The sequence below is a fragment of the Bdellovibrionales bacterium genome (genome assembly GCA_018266295.1).
Lineage (GTDB): Bacteria > Bdellovibrionota > Bdellovibrionia > Bdellovibrionales > Bdellovibrionaceae > JACMRP01.
The window spans coordinates 1,022,910-1,039,735 of sequence record JAFEAQ010000011.1; the positions used below are offsets into that span (position 1 = coordinate 1,022,910).

Consider the following 16,826-nt stretch of genomic DNA (forward strand, 5'->3'; position numbering starts at 1 on the left):
AGCTTAAAGGAGTTTACAACCTACTGCAACTCCTCCAGGGCTTGCATCCACGGACTCAAAATACGACCGAGCTGCGCCTGACTTGCTGCCGGCAAAGATGGTTGTACCTCGACCAAAGCTCTTAGCGTTTGGATCTTTTCAGGGAAGCTCAAACTAGACCCGTCACCATTGATATAAAAACGATCTTTCTTGCTGAAAGCATTCTTATTGAGAGCGTAATAGATTTCGTGAGCTGTCCAAAGGTAAGCATCCATTCCCGTGATTTCCCAAGCCGCTACCAAGGCACGAATCGCCATGGCTTGATCGTCGATACGATAGTTCGAGCTCTTCACCTTTTCCATCGTCTTCAAAGAGTAAACAGATTGAACTAATGACTTCTCATCCAAAAGCTGGCTTGAGATAAAGTTCGCTAATGCAATTGTTAAAAGCTTCAGATCTTTACGGCCTTCGAGCAAAGCTTGCAATGGCGTCGCTCCCATTTCATCGCGCTCTAGCAAAATAGCAGAACGCGTACGCTCCACTCCGTCAGTGGCCTTCAGGAATTCCTGAATCGCGAGCAAGAACTTCGCCACGTCCTGACCTTGAACTTGATTTGATCTTTCACCGTCTTTGATATCAACGAGACCCGCCATAATTGCCGTCTCTTCACCACCTGACTGATACTGGTCAGCCCAGATTGTTTTGTTGTTCAAAGTGATCAAGAAAACCGGAGTCGACTTCTTCGTGATATTTTTCAGCAATACTGCCGCATCACCAATATTCAGTGCAAAGAGCATGTCTTTCGGGAACAGAGGTCTTGCCAGTGCAGGATTCTGAATCTCGTTTGTTAACTCCTGGGCCTGAACTTTACCGAGGCTTTCTTCAAAGCCGGTCTTTTTCCAATCAGCTGTGAAATTCAACATTTGGCTGAGACCACGGAGCTGGTCCGCATAAGCAGACGCCGAGAAGTCTTTGGCGTAAGGTTCTTCAGACGCGTGGAAAGAATCCAACATCTTGATTTTATCGGGGATGCGGTAAGAGTACGCTGACTTCGTGAAGTTCATCAAATCTAGCGGCGTCTTTGTCTTTTCAATCGGCATCATCAATGCCGGAACCAAGCGCTTCTCGTCATCACGGTAACCACCGATCGCGATCAGCTTGTTAATCTGCGACAGAGCCGTGCGCATCTTGAAGTCATTGTGGTTGGGCGTGTTTTGCAAAAACAGAGCATTGGCTGCCATAGAAGTACCGGCCGTATTTGCTTTTAAGTCCAAAGAACTTGCCGCTGCTTCAACCGCCATTTTGCTTTTCGCAGAAAGCGCGAGGTTCACAGAAGGAGCTTCAAAGCCCGCAACTTTTCCGTCCGTGCCAGGCATGTTCTTACCGGCCCACTTGCTGAGAAGATTTTTTAAGTAATCCGGATAGTTCTTACGAATCGCCAAAAGCTCATCCGCTTTATCCACAAGGCCGGCGTCGATTTGCTTTGCGAAGGTGTCCGGCATTGTCACGATGAAGTTCTGCGCGAACTGCTCGATAATAGCGATCATGTACTTCAATGTCGTTTGGTTCAGCTTTGTATGAAGTTGCTGGATACCATACTGGTCAATTTTTGGCAGGATGAAGATCTTCTTAGCGATGCCGTTAATGATGCCGCCACTGCAATCAGGAAGGCGCAGGCAGCTCAAGTCTTTCGCATCTTGCTTTGCCAGGAAGTCATACAAAGACTGGTTCTCTGTCTGAAAGTAATCAACACGCTCACGCGGAGTCAGAATATTCCAAATGTCGATCAGAACCGTCAAACCCGCCTGTGAATTTGTCAAACCATCGAGATCTTTCGCGATCAAACGGCCTTGTTCAATGCTCTTTTGAGTTTCTGGTGGTAATTGCACTTTAAATTGCGCAATCGCGCCTTCAACAAGATTCAGGGCCTTTGAAAAGAGCGACGTTTTGTAAAGCTGATTGACCATGTCGCGGAACTTCGCAAACAAAGTCGAAGTTTGTTTCTGCAATTCTGCGTTCACGCCTTCCGAGATGACTTTTGGAATACCTAAAGCGCCGATTTTATTCGTCACAACTAATGTAAAACCCTCAGCACTCACGATGATGCGATTAAGATCTGCACCCTTTTGTGGCCATGGATAACTTCTGCCGAGATCCGCAATAGAGCTCTTTATAAGTTTGCGTGAACGATCCAAGTCTGTTTGAACTTCTCCGAGTGCTTTTTGAACTTCATCCTCAGTTTGTGTTGTCGCCAAAGTTGCAAAAGGGCTGCGCGAGAAATCTGCATAAGAACTTGTCTTTGAAGATTTATAGAAGCGCTCGACCCATTGTAAACCAGCTTGAGTCAGCTGTGGACGCTCGGTTTTTTGCCCAAGCACCATCAGGTTTTCAGCTTGCTGGAAAAAGCTTGCCGTCGAAACAGTGCCTTCCCATGCAAGACTGGCTTTGAAAAGTTCGCTCTCTTTAAGGCCAGCGCTCAAATCGGTATCGTGATTGCGGGGACCGAATTCACTCGTCGGTTGCGGGAACTGACGTTCTTGTGCTTTAGGCGCACATGCATTGATGAGGAAACTGGCAGCGATGATAAGTTTGATCGAATTTTTCACGCTTCCCCCTAGAAAAACAACATCAGGTTAAGTTCTTGAACAAGCTGTCTTTCAACGTTTGTTCCCGCGATCACATCAGAAACTTCCAGCGCAATGATCGCAGGGATCGCAGCCGATTTTCTGAAGTAGCTTTTAATACTGTTATAAGTGAGCTCCATCTTCGCGCGTTGCGCGTTCAGGGCTGTCTTTGCTGATAAGAGATCGTATCGGGCATCTTTGGAACCGCGATAGGCGTCTTTTTCTTTTTGAGAAAGTTCATAACCAGCGCCAAGACTCCAACTGTCGTTAAAATCATAAACGAGGCTCCCTCCGAGTGTAGTTGTGTTACCGATTGTTCTTTGAACTGTTTGCTTTGTTGAAGCATCCGGAAGAGTGTCATCTTCATTTGTCGGAACGCGCGCGGTGACTTCATCCTGCATGTTGAACAGGTAGCTCACATAAGGAATCGCCGTGAAGCCCTTACCGAGCTTGCGTGAATACACAAAAGAGTTGTTCAAAGTTGTGCGACCAAAAACATTGAGCTCCGCGAGATCATCGGGGTTGTACTTCGGCCCCGTCGGCAAACCGAGCTGCGCTTGATACACGAGGGCTTGGTCGTTATTACCGAAAAGGCGGTACATACTGACGAGCTGAACGTCGCCAATGAAAGTTTCGTTTTTATCCCCAAGTTGCTTATAGCCCTTATTTGCGAGGGCTTGGTTCGTTGCCGTACTGAGATCGGTATTCAATGCTTGGTCCAGTTCAGGGTCAAGTCCCGAGAACTGGCGGCGGTAAGCATCGATGTTAGAGAACTGATTCGAAATCGAGATCTTATTAGTATAAGTCACAACGGGAAGACCGAAGCCGACTGTCCAATCATTGGTCACTCCGCGGGCATAGACCGGGGCGAAGTATTTTACCGCCGGCATGGTTTCGACTTTGAGGACGCCGAGGTTAAATTGATCACCAAGGCCTTGGGAGCCAAAGCGATTGAGGGCTGTAATGAGTTTTTTTGCGTCGGCATTAAATTTCGCCAAAGTTGGAGCATCAAAAATAACCGATTTATAGTCGCCGAGTTTCATAAGGGTGCCGGTCTCGGTGTATCGTTCGTCGATACCTTGAATATTGCCCATGCGAATTGACGGGCTGTTGATCCCCTCAGGCAAGAGTGAAGTCGACGGGAGAGCCTGGGCGCACTTTGTCCCCAATCCGATGGAGACTAAGAGTAGTAAGGCGATGGTTTTCATTGAGTTCCCTTCCAATGAGACGGCAAAAACTTCTATAAATTTTACTAAGCGAACTTCGTGCCAACCCCAACCGCACCACACTGATAAACAACATAGAAAATGCCGCGTACGGGTGTCACAATTCCGAATACTCAGAGTGTATTTTTCAATCCGAGAAATTTTCACGAGACTTCCTCACCCTCAAATGCCCGAGAAACCCTCACGAAAAATTATGTTTCTTTGCAGAAGTTCGAGAGCTTCTGCTGAAGAAGCAAACTCACTCATCTTGTAGCATAAGTTCACATAGAAAAATTCAAACCTGTCCCTCATCCCATCCCGACCAAGAAAACTCGGAACAACGATTGGTCGAGCCCAGCAACCTTTACAAAAAATGGAAACACACCCGAACTTTCCTCACAAAAAACTGCGCTCTAGAACAAAGACTTCGCCCCTCGGGCGCCTCAGCGACCGAAACTCCCCCGTCCGAAAAACGAATTATTGAAAATAGCATTGACGTGGATTTTGCGCGCGAGGCTTCGCTTGTGGCGCGATTGGAAATTCACTCTAAAAACTCGTGGTATATGTTTCTCAGATTTTACGGAGAGGTTTTTTTCTGTGGTGTGCGGTGAGAGGTGCATGCTCGCCCTGTCGCTTACTTCGCGATGGCCATCCGTCCGTGGGAACGGTTTTTTAGAATTAGGAAGATTTATTTTTTTGAATTTGGAAATAGTTTTGGAGTTTATATATGAGCTAAACGATATGGAAGCGCGTGGATTTAAAAGACCTAAGAAGAAAGTTAAAAGCTCTCAGAAAAAAACAAAATATACGAATAATAAATCAAAGCACCTACGGAAGTGACCGAATAAGTAAGTTTATATGTTCATAGTACCTCCCTCTGAATAGGGTCAACTTATAGGTTGACCTTATTCAGAGGGAGGTACTATCTCACGTAAGACTTACCGCTCGCAAGAGTGGGTTTTCGTCGGAAAGCCGGACTTCCTGGGGTTCGGGGATAGGTCCCCGATGAGCTACGCTGCCCTTCGGGTCCCATGGACGGAGGAAGACCGGCGGAGCCAGCAACGACCCAAGCGCCTAGTACAGCGCCCGGCCCGAAGCGAGTTCGAGGTTGCCCAGGGCTTCGATCGCGTCGATCTGCGATTGCACGAGTTTGGCTTTGTTCAAATCTAATTCGAGTTCGGAGTCCAAGAGGTCGTTGACCGTGCGAGTTCCTGCCTTCTTGCCGGCCGTTGCTTGGCGAACGGCCTCTTGAGCTTGCGTGATCGAAACGGATTTCGACTTATACACCGACACACTGTAATTGTACTTACGTTTCCAAAGATCGAACTCCTGCGGCAGTTGGATCATCGCCGCGCGCGTCGCTTCCGCTGCGATCTTTTCTTGATTCGCTGCCTGATGTTGAGTGGCCCACGAAGCACCACCATCGAAGATCTCCCAATTCAAAGTCACACCTACGGAGTACGCATCTTTGTATTTTGAAGACTCTGCCACGTCACGATCATCGAAGTTATAATAAGTCTTATCCGCATAGACATTTAACTTTGGCGACCACCAAGCTTTGGAAGCCGCCGCCAATCGCGTCGCACTCTCTTCACGTAAGAGCTTCGCCTGAATATCATCACGGTTCTGAGCCTCGGCCTGCAGATCCGCCGGAATCACAATTTTATCGATCGAAGGGAATTCCCCCGCCAAATTTTCAGGAAGAGATTCAAGACCCATAATCTGCGCCAAACGGTTTTTCGCCAGTGTAATATTATCATCGGCTTGGAGCTTCTCAGTCTTCGCCTCCGCCAACTGCACTTCGATACGAAGAGCATCGTAGTTCGTCGTATAACCATATTTCACGTAGCGCTTTGCCTGATCCAAGTGCTCTTCCAAGTTCTTCACCCGCTGACCAGCCACCATCGCCAACGTCTGAGCCCCCAGCGCTTGATAGAAGCGCGAACGCACTTCACGCTCTAATTGGAATTCCGCCCGGCGCAATTCCAACTCAGAGGCACGCTCTTGCAAAGAAGCAGCCTTATAGTTGTTCATACCGCCAAAGCCTTCAAACAAAGTATAAGCCGCACGAATATTGAAATCCGTGTAGGGGCTCTCGACTGGCATCTCGATATGAGCGCCGCCAAAGTCCACCGGCATCAGCATGTATTTCTCGCCAAAACGATGCTCACCGTTCACACTCAACTTCGGCATGAATGTCGAAAAGGCTTTCTTTTTCTGCCAAGTCGCTGAATCATGCCCTAGTCGAAGCTGACGGATGCTCGGGTTATTGTCCTTCGCTTTTGCCAGCGCATCTTGAAAGGTCACCGACTGAGCGTGCGCCGCCCAACCGAAAAAGAGAACTAAACCAAAGAGTAACTTTTCAACGTTTTTCATATAACTACTCCATCGCTGCAACTTCTGGATCCACTTTGACTTTTCCTTTTGGCAAGAAGAAGGCAATGAGAACACAGCCGCCGACAATCAAAGCTCCGACCAGAAATGAGTCCTGGAACGAAAGCACCATCGATTTTAAATTCAAATCCCGGATGAGCAGACCTTGCGAAACAGCCTGTGACTGTCCCCAGGTATAGCCCAATGAGTGCACATGATCGCGCAGGATCATGGCCTGTCTTGCAAAGCCTCCGCTTTGATTTGCCAGATTCTCACCGACAACGCCAAGGTGATAGTGCATGCGGTGACTGAGCACCATCGAAAGGATTGCGATGCCCAATGACCCACCAATCTGCTGCATGATATTCATCATCGAAGATGCCATCCCGGCTTTATGTTTAGGAACGGAATTCATCGCTAATGCTGAGATCGGTGAAATCATCAACGCCAAGCCCACACCACGAATCAGTGTCGGATAAATAATCCCCCACTTGGAAGTGTTCATATCGAGATCTTTATAGAGGTACATAAAAACCCCTAGTAAGATTAAGCCCGTGATAGTTAAAATCCGTGGCCCCATCTTATCGCTGAGACGCCCACCCACCGGCATCAACATCGCAAGAACCAAAGAACCCGGCAGCAACAATAAACCGCTATCGACTTCTTCTAAGCCCTGAATCTGTTGCAAGAAGAGCGGCAACAAGAACGTCCCGCCGTACAAAGCCAGCGAGCGCACCATGGTCACCACCATTGCCATTGTAAAGGTGCTGTTTTTAAACAACGTAATATCAATAATTCGGTTTTCCACTTGGGTTTCCACAAGCATGAAGCCGATGAAACCCAACACAGCAATGATTCCGCAGACAATGATATAGTTCGAAGTCCATCCTTCGTGCTCTCCTTTAGAAACTCCGAGCAGGAAAGAAATCAAGAACGAAGTAAAGAAGAAGAATCCCCAGGTATCAAACGCCCTGCGGTGATGCGGATGCGGAACGTCTTTACGAAGCATCTTCATCGCCATAATCAAACCGATAATCCCGATCGGCAAATTCACTAAGAAAATAGATCTCCAGCCAAACCACTGAGTCAAGAAACCACCGAGTGTCGGACCAATCGCAGGACCTGCGATCACACCGACGCCCCAATAGCCAAGAGCTTTACCGCGCTCTTCGGGCTCAAACACTTCGGTGATCATCGCCATACCGGTGGGAGTGATCGCACCCCCACCCAGAGCTTGAATCACGCGGGCAACGATCAGCGAAGGTAAATCCCACGCAAGACCGCACAGCACGGAGCCTAAAGTAAAAACGATCAAACTGACTGCATACAAAGATTTGTGACCAATGCGGTCGCGGAGCCATGCCGTCAACGGCATCAGAGAAGCAAAGGCTAGCATGTAGCCTGTAATAATCCATTCGATGTCATCAACACCGACACCGAAGTCGGCCATAATATTTGGAACAGAGACGTTAACGATACTGGAATCCAGGGCCGCCATCATCGTCCCTATCATAACGATGATCAGCACTTCCCATTTATAACGCGAATTTTGCGTTTCCATAACTATCTCACTTTAATTTTTACCGTCACTGATTGTCCTGATTTCAAAGTTTCTAAGGGATTGTCTAAAATGATTTTGATCGGGATCCGTTGAACGACTTTCACGAAGTTCCCCGAAGCATTATCACTTGGGATCAGCGCAAATTGTCCTGCGGTTGCCGCACGCACTTCGCTGACTTTACCAATCAGCTTGCCGCCTTCGTCGACAGAAATAGTCACAGGCTGGCCTGGTTTAATATGCGAAACTTCTGTTTCTTCGATATTCGCATTCACCCAAGCATGGGCTCGGTCTGCGACAGAAACGGCCGTCTGCCCGTTCTCAAGAATATTCCCGACTTCAGCAATCTTCTGAACGACGATGCCGTCAAAAGGCGCTTTTAAGAACGTATTCTCAAGCGCAACCTGGGCAAGCGTCAGCTCTGCTTGCGCCAGTGTAAAGTTAGAACGAGCATTATCGAGATCTCTTTGCGGAGCACTGTTTTGGCGAACAAGGCCTTCGAGGCGGCCAAGCTCTTTTCGGGTCAAATCCAGTTTTGATTGTGCACGGTCGACCTGTGCTTGGCTGATACGATGATCGAGCTCAACAAGCACATCCCCTTTTTTAACGATCGAGCCTTCTTCGACATTCACTTTTTCAATTCGCCCGCTCACACCACTCGGAGCTACGCGGACGATGGTCATCGCGACGCGAGCATCATCGGTGTTGATGTAAGGATGGAAGAAGAAAAACCAAGTGATTAAAGAGAGGATGGCAACACCAAGAGTGCTGATCAGCACTTTGCGGGTCATCTCAGACTTGTACCACACCTTTTTCTTTGAGATCGCAGCTGTAGGAACTTCTCTAGAAATGTTATTTGTGATTATAGTCTCTGCCATAAAGGCTCCTATTTATTTGCCGTGTACTTTGTCGAAGTGCGCATTTATTTTTGTTAGTAAGTTAAAAAGTTGATCATGTTCTTCTGGTGAAAGCGAAGCGACTAGCAAATCCGCCAACTCACCGTAAATCGCCATAATCGCCGGCATTTGCTTTTCGCCTTCCGCCGACATTTTCACTTTCCATAAGCGGCCGTCTTCAGGACTCTGAGTTTTCTCAACCCAGCGCTGTTCGACCATCTGAGCGATGGAACGACTGACAGTTCCTGGGTCGGTGCCAACTCGCTCTGCGAGTTTACCCAGGCTGATTTCGCCTTGTGTGTGAATTACCTTGAGCATCACCATCTGACGATGCCCGAAAGGAAGATCTTTAATTCTCTGAGAGACTTCTAAACTAAGGTTTCTTCTCAGAGCGCCATATTGTTCGAGGGTTTTAATATTATTGTTTGCCATAGCAAATAATATAACAGGTGTTATTTGCCATAGCAAGGAATGCTAAACTCGCATTTCAAAATGAGACTTAAGATACTGGAATAATTGATAGATCCAGAAAAACAAAAAGCCATGGGTTTCAATCCATGGCTTTGTTTTAAAAGTGTTTTATAGCTCTACCCCGGGGGACCTGTCTCCTGGTGGTGGACCAATTCACGCAGCTCCGTGTGAAGCATGAATTCGTGGCGAAGTGATTTATTTATTAGTAACACTCGCATCCTCCTCTAGGGCCCTCATTACGATGAGCCAACATGTATGACTTATCGGCTGGACCTTCGGCGAGTTGAGGAGTTTTTTTGGCCGCACATACGATTATCAGTGTGAAACGAGAAGTGCTGAAAAAAGAATCATCTCTAATCTTAAGACAGTTTCCGACTCAATCTCGGACGAATTGCAAATGCTTGCCGCAAGCTCCGGAATTTTTGTTAATCTTTCTTACATGAATAAGAAGACTTCAGAGAAGCTGGACGTTGGTAGTGAAGACTTCGAAAAGATCCTCGAGTTCCTTAATGAGGATTCAGAAGCGCCTCCCGCAAGTGCCATCGAGCAGGCTGAGTTCAGTGCACTCAAAACACTGCTCCTGACACCCGCTCAAAATCGTCGTGCGGTGAGAGGCTATCTTCAACAAACATCCAGCTTACAAAAAGGCGAACGCGTAAAAAAAGCCGCTTGAGTGTCTACTCTTGAGAGGATGCTTGATGTATCATCAACCTGTGAGCCAGGATGGAGCCGATATTTTTTCGAAAGTGACCGCCGAAGAGCGCATGCGTCTTTTCAGAGACCTTGCGAACGTACGCGGCGAAGTCACCTGCAAAGGTGACAGCGACGAAGTTTATCGTCTGATCGTAGAGCGCGCGACGGCGAAAGCAGAACTTCAATGCTCTATTCCTTTCGGCCTGCAGTCCCCTGCTAAAGAAACCGAACTTTTAGGAAATTTCTTTTTAGGCGGTGAACGATACTTCTTTAAAACACCCGTGAAGGTGGATCAGGACGTTGTCGTTTTACGAATGGATTCAGATCTCTTTCATCTGCAGCGCCGCCAAAATTACCGCATTAAAATTCCAGAAAATTATCAGGCTACTTTGCTGATTTCCTCTCTGAATAAAGCGCCTGTGAAACTAACAGGTCAGCTCTATGATTTAAGTAGCGGTGGCTGTCGCGTCGTTTTAACTGCGAGCACACCGGTGCTTGAGCATGGTGATATCATTGAGGGTCATGTGGTGATCGGCAAACGGGAATCCCTCGAGATTGAGGGCACCGTCCGACATCACAAAATCGAAAAAGGCGCGAACGTCACTAAACAAATTTTTGGTATTGAATTCAAACCGCTCTCTTCTCTGCTCGAGGGAAAACTGTTCGCAATTACAATGGATTTGCACCGAGAGTTCTTCTCAAGATTAAACACCAAAGGCTAAAGAATTATTCAAATTTTAATCGTGTCCTGAACGGAACCAGCCGATAAGTATCTTAAGAAGGCAGGTGATTAATGAAGTACGTACTTGGAATCATCATATTTGCGTTCATACTAGGTATTGGCATCTGGTTTGAGATGCTCATGAACAGCTAATTTAGTTTTTTTGCTTAGCCGCTGCCTCTGCAGCTTTCTTGGCCTCTTCGTAGCGTTTGGTATAAGCGCGAAGCTCTTGATTAAATTCATTACTTTTCTCTCGCGCATAATCATCGAAATTCTTTCTTTTATCTCTCATGTCGGATTCGAACTCTTCGCGCTTATCACGTTCGGCGGAGTAGAATTCTTTTCTTTTGGCATCGAGATCGTCGTAAAAATCTTTGTTCTGATCACGCGTGCTCTTTTGTTTCTTAAAATCGCTGCGGGCTTCCTCTTGCTGTTTGGTGAAGTCGTCTTTACGCTTCTTCTCTTCTTTCACGTAGGTTTCGCGGGCCTTGGTCATATCTTTTTGAAAAGTTTCGCGCTTCTTGCGCAAAATGCTATCGAACTTTTCGCGGATATCTGAGGGAGATTTTTTTTCGTCGGCAAAGAGCTGACTCATGAACGCAAGTTCGTCGTTTTCTTTTTTCTTCTCTTCTGGAATATTCTTGCGAAGCTCATCGAGCTGTTGGCGATCCGCCGTCAGAGAGTACTTATCATCGACTAGAGGCGCATTCTCAGTTTGAGACGGGGTGCCTTCCGATCTTTTTGTAGAAATTTGGCAGGCAGAAATGAAAATCAAAGATGCCACATAAAGCAGCGAAAGGTATTTTGTTTTCCCCGACCATAGTCCCATGAACGGACCTCCCTGAGTCTAATTTGTCTCACTCTGAGAATAATTGGACTTCAAAGAAAGAGCAATCTGTCGATAAGTATATATATGTTGTACGGAAAACGAATCTACGAACCTCAGTCGCGTTTGTCTCACAATCGGTCTCAGAAGATGATTCTGAACAAGGCCTTCCAGTACAAGTACACGGTCTTTTTGATGACCGCTGTCCTCGGCGGTGCGCTGCTGTTCTTCATTCCGGCGTACTACTTCATCAGTCAGAACTACACTCTCTTTACAAATCTTGCTTATGATACGCAACCGGCTCTGGTGACTCACCTGGAGCGCGAAGTGGTTTGGCTTGGCGTCTTTATGGTCCTTAGTCTGGTCATCATTGGCGGCTTCACACTCGTCGCCGGCCTTCGTATGACAAAGAACCTTCTGGCTCCGCTGGTGCAAATGGAAAAGCACATGAAAGAGCTCATGTACGGTCACTGGCATATTCCTGATTACAAAATCACCAATGAAGACGACTTCCGCGATCTGGCGATGACGTACGATTACTTCTATCGTTCATTGAAAGCCAACACTGAAGCGGAGTTGAAACTCATCGAAAAGCTTTCGATCGATCCACAAAATCGCGAAGCTTATGCGGCTTGGAAAAATTTAATCACGATCAAGCGTTCACGCTTAGGTTTACAAGAGCTGCCATTTGAAGAATTCACGGTGCAACCGTTGTCACGCAACGGTCCTGATTTCGAAGCCGAAAAAGCGAAGGCGGCGGCTAACGGTCCCGACGTAGTGTCGATCGAAGCTGGGCGTCGGCGTCGCGTTTCTTAATCGCCTCACGCTTGTCGTGGGTCTTTTTACCCTTCACTAACGCAATCTCAACTTTAGCGCGGCCTTTTTTGAAGTAGATCTTCAAAGGCACGCAGCTATAACCCTTTTCACGAAGAGCATCGTAAATACGATCAAGCTCCAAGCGATGCATAAGAAGCTTACGCAATCTCTCAGGCTCATGGTTATTGTAGCTGCTGGCTTTATAAACCGAGATATGGGCGTTCTGCAAAAAGGCTTCGCTGCCCCGGAAGCTCACATAGGAATCTTTGAGCTGAACATTCTTATCGCGAAGTGATTTCACTTCACTGCCCGTTAAAACAAGGCCGGCCTCGAAGGTATCAACGACCTCATAGTTGAAGCGGGCTTGTTTGTTTTCTTGGATAATCAGAATGCTCATGACGAAAGAAACTAGCACCCCACCCAGCCGAAGTCACGCGGGCAACACCGAGCCAGCTTGCTTATATTGCTTGTCGCAGCAGTACGGGGCACAGCAAGGCGCATCCATCCATGAGAACGCCTTCCTGCCGGCCATCGTGGCCGCCAGGAAGCGGGGTTCGGGGCAGTCGCCCCGATTGTCAGGATGCAGAAAGACCTGCGAAGCCATCCCCTACGCTCGGAAACTACGCCGACGTGGACTGGAAGAACTGAACATTGAGCTGGAACACCTCGGTGCCCCCGCTCGTATCCATCTCCTCATTAAACTTATCAACGAAGTCACGGATCAGCTTCTTGGCACGTTCCATGTCTTTCGGGCGCATAGCCACAGCCAGGTTATTGAATTCGCGAATATCGACCGGCTGTCTGCTCAGAGCGGCCGTCGCACGTTGCAACTGCTGGCGGTGGTTTTCACGAATCGCCGCAGACACGATGTCATCAGACGTCGTGATGTCCTGAGCTTCGACCGGGCGGAGTTCGCCTTCGGGAGTTTGCTCTAAGAGTCTCAAATTCAATAGACGGTTGATCGCATGAGTGGCTTCCAAAGGCTGAATTTCCAAGCGGCGCGCGATCCAGTGCGGATCGTTGCGGAAGCCCGGGATCTTTGCCAAAGCGATGATCGCAAAATGATGCCAGTCAGAGATTGTTTTGAAAGTCTCGAGATCCAACGTCCTTCTTTGAGCGCTTTTGCTCTTAGAAGCCATTGTTTTAAGAATCTCTGCGCGGATCTCTTCATCTTTTGTCATTTCAAGCTGAACCAGCAGCATGAAGTAGCTGGTCTCGGAACGGCCAAGCTGCAGGCGCTGAGCCACTCTGCCCGCCATCACCATCGAAAGCTTTTTAGAGCCCGACAAAACGCGCGACAAATGCGAAGGGCTGAGCTCCAAGTTGCGTGCGAAGGAACGGAGAGAAAACGCCGCATTCTTCTTCACTTTGTCTTCAAGAACATTACCTAAGTATGTGCGATAGCTAGTGTGATCAAAAACTGAAATCATGGGACTGTCACTCCTACCGTCGATTGAACGAAATCCAAAACAAACTCAGAACCTTCCAGAGTCACGTCTTTGCCGTTCACGGTGCCTTTGAAAACCAGCACCGGCAATGGACCTGGCAACACAGACGTTGGATCGCCGTCACCGCGAATTGTAACCTGACGGCTGTCAACCGATACGAAACTTTCGCGGATATTGGTCAAATAGCCGCTACCATCTTTAAAAAATAATTTCCCATTGATACCCGCTTCCTGAATCGTCAGTTCGTTCACCAAGGCATCCAGGCAGGTCGGCGCACCTTCCGCGTTGAAGTAACGTCCAGCAGCGGCCTCAGAACATTCACCGTTTTGTAGAATAACTTTATTACCCAACCACGTATAGAAAATGCCGTTCAGAATCGGAGCAGCTGTTTCTGCAAAATCAACTGTATCTGGCGACGAGAATCTTACTTTAGTATGAACAAACTCGCCTTGAGCACTCGCCGTCGTGATCACAATTGGCAAACCGTACTGTGTATCCATCGTCGCGACATAATTTGCGCTCAGATTATTGTAGTACTCTTGCAAGTGCATAGTTTTCACTTCGCGAGAGCTAAAGAACGCATTCAAGCTACGCGCAAAGTACGAAGTCCCATGCGGCGGATACTGAGTCACCAGCTCGCGATAGATCATCTCATGCAACACAAGGCCGGCTTTGCCGTTATTGTCGAGCTTGTTCCAGATCCCTTTGTTAATGATGTAGCGACGATCACCACGCAGGTTTGTATCTTGGTGAACCGCCGCCTGAGCCAAGTCACAACCTTTTGGCGGAGTATCGATTTCGCCGGTATCTTTTAACAAATTCAATTTTGCATCGGTGAAGTAAGTATCCATTTCAAAAGATGCAAGCCACTCTTGATAAAGAGCTGCACGGCTTGGGTTCAATCGCTGGATGGAGTCAATCACTGCCGCCACTTTTTGAAAGTAATGATCTTTTGGAGAACCGAGATCGAGAGTCCATTGTCTCTTGCTTGCTTCGTAGTGATCCAAAAGCTGAACAGTCGCCTGGCCGGAGCGGTTTTTACAGATAAGAACAACACCACCATTTCCTACACGTGGCCCGCCGTTACCGACACGTGGCCCATCCAACAACACAGCGTGGACAGATGCAGTCCCCAACAAGAAGGCGCCTATAAAGTGAATGAAAATCTTCATTTACGTTCCTTTGTCTCTAGTTAACTTTGTTTGAATTACAGCGGGACTATTCACATGAGACAAGCCCCCAAGGCAACAAATTGTTATCCGCAGGCAACAGCTGGGCAATGAAGATTGGCGCAAAACCGCTCCAGGAGCGGCTTACAAGAAGGTCTCGTTTTTAACGTGTAATTTTTTCGAATTGAAACCGGTGGTAAAGTTCGACAAATTGAGCAGGATTCAATTCCTCAGCTCGAACAGTCTCTTTAAATCCCATCTCTGAAAGCCAGCCCACAACCTTTGCGTCATCGGTCCCGGTTTGGTTGTAAAGAGCTGACAGATTCTTTTTCAAAAGCTTTCTTCTTTGCGCAAACGCCGCTTTGACGAAACCTAAAAAGGCTTTTGGATTTTGCACAGAGGTTGGCTTGCGAGTGAATGCCAGAACTCGCGAAGCAACCCGGGGTGGCGGATCGAAATCACGCGGACCTGCTTCAGTCACTTTTTCAGTTTTCCAGAAAGTCTGAGCAATCACCGTCAGCAAGCCATAGGCATCGGTCTGCGCTTGAGCCGCGATTCTTTGTGCGACTTCTTTTTGGAACATCAATACCATGTGATCAAGCCCCTCTTTATCAAGGCTGCGATCAATCACAATGCTGGATGAAATCTGATAAGGAAGATTGCTAACGAGGACTTTCTTGCCGGTTTTGCCTTCGTAGAATTGCTGCCAATCCAACTGCAAAGCATCGCCTTCTATAACATCGACTCCATGGCCACGCCAGAATTGCGCCAGCACGCGATCGAGTTCAATCACACGAAATTCCGCTTTAAACTGACGCAAGAAATAAGTCAGTGCACCGGGCCCAGGACCGACCTCAATTAAAACATCCGGCTCAAATTCCCGGGCTTTATTGATGATTCTTTCAATGACAATATCGCTGACCAAAAAGTTTTGGCCCAACGACTTCTTGGCTTCGATGCCAAGGGCTTCTTGCACCTCTTGAAGGCGCTCGCGAGCGGTACTCATTGTTTGTTATTGAAATCTTGGGGAAGGCTTTGCGGAGAAGGCCCAAGATCCAATGTAGAAACTTCGCCACGATTCAGGCGCAAAACACCAACGTAGCCAATCATCGCTGCATTATCAGTGCAGTATCTGAGCGGCGGAATCACAAGCTTAAAACCTTTGCGCTTTGCCCAGTCTTCGGCCCGCGCACGCAAACGCGAATTCGCACTCACTCCACCCGTTAGGATGACACGTTTCGCTTTAAACTTCTTAGCGGCTTTTTCTAACTTAGCGATTAAAACGTCCACGATCGCTTCCTGGAAAGAGGCGCAGAGGTCCGGCAAATTTTTTTGCACTTCCTCAGCTCCCATCTGTTCAAGCAAGCGCTGACCGGAAGATTTCAAACCCGAGAAGCTCATGTCGAAGGTGTCGTCGTGAATCATGCTGCGCGGGAAATCGTAAGCTTTCGGATTTCCTTTTTGCGCTTCTTTATCAACACGCACGCCGCCTGGAAAACCAAGCCCCGCCATCTTCGCAAACTTATCGAAAGCTTCACCGGCCGCATCGTCTTTGGTGGTGCCGAGCACTTCGTACTCGCCGATGCCTTTGATGTGATACAAACTCGTATGACCGCCGCTGATTGCAAGACCCACATAAGGATAATCAAAATCCTCAGGTGGCGCGTACTGCGCATCTTTCAAGAAAGGCGCAAGCAAGTGTCCCTCAAGGTGATTCACACCAATAAACGGAATCCCCTTGGCCTGAGCGATGCTTTTTGCAGTAATCAATCCGACGATCAAAGACCCCACGAGGCCCGGGCGATTGGTCACCGCAATCGCAGGAATATCTTTCCACGTCATGTTCGCTTTTTTCAGAGCTTCTTCAATCAGGGGAATCAAGGCTATCGAGTGATTGCGGCAGGCGATCTCTGGAACAATTCCGCCGTAGGGCTCATGTTCCAGGTCTTGGCTCGCAGAAACGACCGAGTGAACCCAGCCTGTGCGTTCAACAACAGCTACAGAGGTATCATCACAACTCGTTTCAATCGCGAGAACGCGGTCCATT

At 47.9% G+C, this 16,826-nt stretch carries 15 protein-coding genes; 3 read left to right on the forward strand and 12 right to left on the reverse strand.

Translation table 11 applies throughout. The features are described from left to right. Positions 1 to 20: 20 nt before the first annotated feature. The 6 genes from JSU04_13735 to JSU04_13760 all read right to left on the reverse strand — a co-directional run bounded on the left by JSU04_13735 (position 21) and on the right by JSU04_13760 (position 9,067). Positions 21 to 2,585: a hypothetical protein gene (locus tag JSU04_13735; protein MBS1971364.1), complete on the reverse strand. Its 2,565-nt coding sequence runs from the start codon at positions 2,583 to 2,585 to the stop codon at positions 21 to 23. Between the two features lie 8 nt (positions 2,586 to 2,593). After that, entirely contained in the window at positions 2,594 to 3,811 is a 1,218-nt protein-coding gene (locus JSU04_13740) for a hypothetical protein (GenBank protein MBS1971365.1), read from the reverse strand. 1,071 nt (positions 3,812 to 4,882) lie between these two features. Continuing rightward, positions 4,883 to 6,184: a TolC family protein gene (locus JSU04_13745; GenBank protein ID MBS1971366.1), complete on the reverse strand. Its 1,302-nt coding sequence runs from the start codon at positions 6,182 to 6,184 to the stop codon at positions 4,883 to 4,885. A gap of 4 nt (positions 6,185 to 6,188) precedes the next feature. Continuing rightward, positions 6,189 to 7,742, reverse strand: coding sequence for a DHA2 family efflux MFS transporter permease subunit (locus JSU04_13750; protein MBS1971367.1), 1,554 nt, complete (start codon positions 7,740 to 7,742; stop codon positions 6,189 to 6,191). Between the two features lie 2 nt (positions 7,743 to 7,744). Continuing rightward, complete coding sequence (locus tag JSU04_13755) at positions 7,745 to 8,617, reverse strand: HlyD family secretion protein (protein MBS1971368.1); 873 nt, start codon at positions 8,615 to 8,617, stop codon at positions 7,745 to 7,747. A gap of 12 nt (positions 8,618 to 8,629) precedes the next feature. After that, positions 8,630 to 9,067: a MarR family transcriptional regulator gene (locus tag JSU04_13760; protein ID MBS1971369.1), complete on the reverse strand. Its 438-nt coding sequence runs from the start codon at positions 9,065 to 9,067 to the stop codon at positions 8,630 to 8,632. Between the two features lie 436 nt (positions 9,068 to 9,503). Between JSU04_13760 and JSU04_13765 the strand changes: the two genes are divergently transcribed. Next, the gene (locus tag JSU04_13765; GenBank protein MBS1971370.1) at positions 9,504 to 9,779 is read left to right on the forward strand and encodes a hypothetical protein; all 276 of its coding nucleotides are present in this window, start codon (positions 9,504 to 9,506) and stop codon (positions 9,777 to 9,779) included. A gap of 25 nt (positions 9,780 to 9,804) precedes the next feature. Further along, positions 9,805 to 10,521, forward strand: a complete 717-nt coding sequence (locus tag JSU04_13770) for a PilZ domain-containing protein (protein MBS1971371.1) — start codon at positions 9,805 to 9,807, stop codon at positions 10,519 to 10,521. A 153-nt stretch (positions 10,522 to 10,674) separates the two neighbouring features. Here JSU04_13770 and JSU04_13775 read toward each other — a convergent pair whose 3' ends face one another. Further along, the gene (locus JSU04_13775) at positions 10,675 to 11,349 is read right to left on the reverse strand and encodes a hypothetical protein (GenBank protein MBS1971372.1); all 675 of its coding nucleotides are present in this window, start codon (positions 11,347 to 11,349) and stop codon (positions 10,675 to 10,677) included. Positions 11,350 to 11,433: 84 nt separating this feature from the next. Here JSU04_13775 and JSU04_13780 point away from each other — a divergent pair, with 84 nt between their 5' ends. After that, a complete protein-coding gene (locus JSU04_13780; GenBank protein ID MBS1971373.1) occupies positions 11,434 to 12,162 on the forward strand; it encodes a hypothetical protein in 729 nt (242 codons plus the stop codon). Here JSU04_13780 and smpB read toward each other — a convergent pair. The 5 genes from smpB to tsaD form a co-directional block, all read right to left on the reverse strand. Next, entirely contained in the window at positions 12,107 to 12,559 is a 453-nt protein-coding gene (smpB, locus tag JSU04_13785; protein MBS1971374.1) for an SsrA-binding protein SmpB, read from the reverse strand. The two genes, JSU04_13780 and smpB, sit on opposite strands and share 56 nt — an antisense overlap. Before the next feature lie 223 nt (positions 12,560 to 12,782). After that, positions 12,783 to 13,592 carry a TIGR02147 family protein gene (locus tag JSU04_13790; GenBank protein ID MBS1971375.1) on the reverse strand — a complete coding sequence of 270 codons (810 nt, stop codon included), beginning with the start codon at positions 13,590 to 13,592 and terminating at the stop codon, positions 12,783 to 12,785. Next, positions 13,589 to 14,782: a hypothetical protein gene (locus JSU04_13795; protein ID MBS1971376.1), complete on the reverse strand. Its 1,194-nt coding sequence runs from the start codon at positions 14,780 to 14,782 to the stop codon at positions 13,589 to 13,591. Before JSU04_13795 ends, JSU04_13790 begins: the two co-directional genes overlap by 4 nt. Positions 14,783 to 14,942: 160 nt before the next feature. Beyond that, entirely contained in the window at positions 14,943 to 15,785 is an 843-nt protein-coding gene (gene rsmA, locus JSU04_13800) for a ribosomal RNA small subunit methyltransferase A (GenBank protein MBS1971377.1), read from the reverse strand. Then, positions 15,782 to 16,825 carry a tRNA (adenosine(37)-N6)-threonylcarbamoyltransferase complex transferase subunit TsaD gene (tsaD, locus tag JSU04_13805; GenBank protein ID MBS1971378.1) on the reverse strand — a complete coding sequence of 348 codons (1,044 nt, stop codon included), beginning with the start codon at positions 16,823 to 16,825 and terminating at the stop codon, positions 15,782 to 15,784. The genes rsmA and tsaD overlap by 4 nt, the downstream gene beginning before the upstream one ends. Position 16,826 lies beyond the last annotated feature (1 nt).

Coding starts and splice junctions, on each gene's coding strand:
- JSU04_13740 (MBS1971365.1), bottom strand. CDS start 3,811: ATGAAAACCATCGCCTTACTACTCTTAGTCTCCATCGGATTGGGGACA.
- JSU04_13745 (MBS1971366.1), bottom strand. CDS start 6,184: ATGAAAAACGTTGAAAAGTTACTCTTTGGTTTAGTTCTCTTTTTCGGT.
- JSU04_13750 (MBS1971367.1), bottom strand. CDS start 7,742: ATGGAAACGCAAAATTCGCGTTATAAATGGGAAGTGCTGATCATCGTT.
- JSU04_13755 (MBS1971368.1), bottom strand. CDS start 8,617: ATGGCAGAGACTATAATCACAAATAACATTTCTAGAGAAGTTCCTACA.
- JSU04_13760 (MBS1971369.1), bottom strand. CDS start 9,067: ATGGCAAACAATAATATTAAAACCCTCGAACAATATGGCGCTCTGAGA.
- JSU04_13765 (MBS1971370.1), top strand. CDS start 9,504: ATGCTTGCCGCAAGCTCCGGAATTTTTGTTAATCTTTCTTACATGAAT.
- JSU04_13770 (MBS1971371.1), top strand. CDS start 9,805: ATGTATCATCAACCTGTGAGCCAGGATGGAGCCGATATTTTTTCGAAA.
- JSU04_13775 (MBS1971372.1), bottom strand. CDS start 11,349: ATGGGACTATGGTCGGGGAAAACAAAATACCTTTCGCTGCTTTATGTG.
- JSU04_13780 (MBS1971373.1), top strand. CDS start 11,434: ATGTTGTACGGAAAACGAATCTACGAACCTCAGTCGCGTTTGTCTCAC.
- smpB (MBS1971374.1), bottom strand. CDS start 12,559: ATGAGCATTCTGATTATCCAAGAAAACAAACAAGCCCGCTTCAACTAT.
- JSU04_13790 (MBS1971375.1), bottom strand. CDS start 13,592: ATGATTTCAGTTTTTGATCACACTAGCTATCGCACATACTTAGGTAAT.
- JSU04_13795 (MBS1971376.1), bottom strand. CDS start 14,782: ATGAAGATTTTCATTCACTTTATAGGCGCCTTCTTGTTGGGGACTGCA.
- rsmA (MBS1971377.1), bottom strand. CDS start 15,785: ATGAGTACCGCTCGCGAGCGCCTTCAAGAGGTGCAAGAAGCCCTTGGC.
- tsaD (MBS1971378.1), bottom strand. CDS start 16,825: ATGGACCGCGTTCTCGCGATTGAAACGAGTTGTGATGATACCTCTGTA.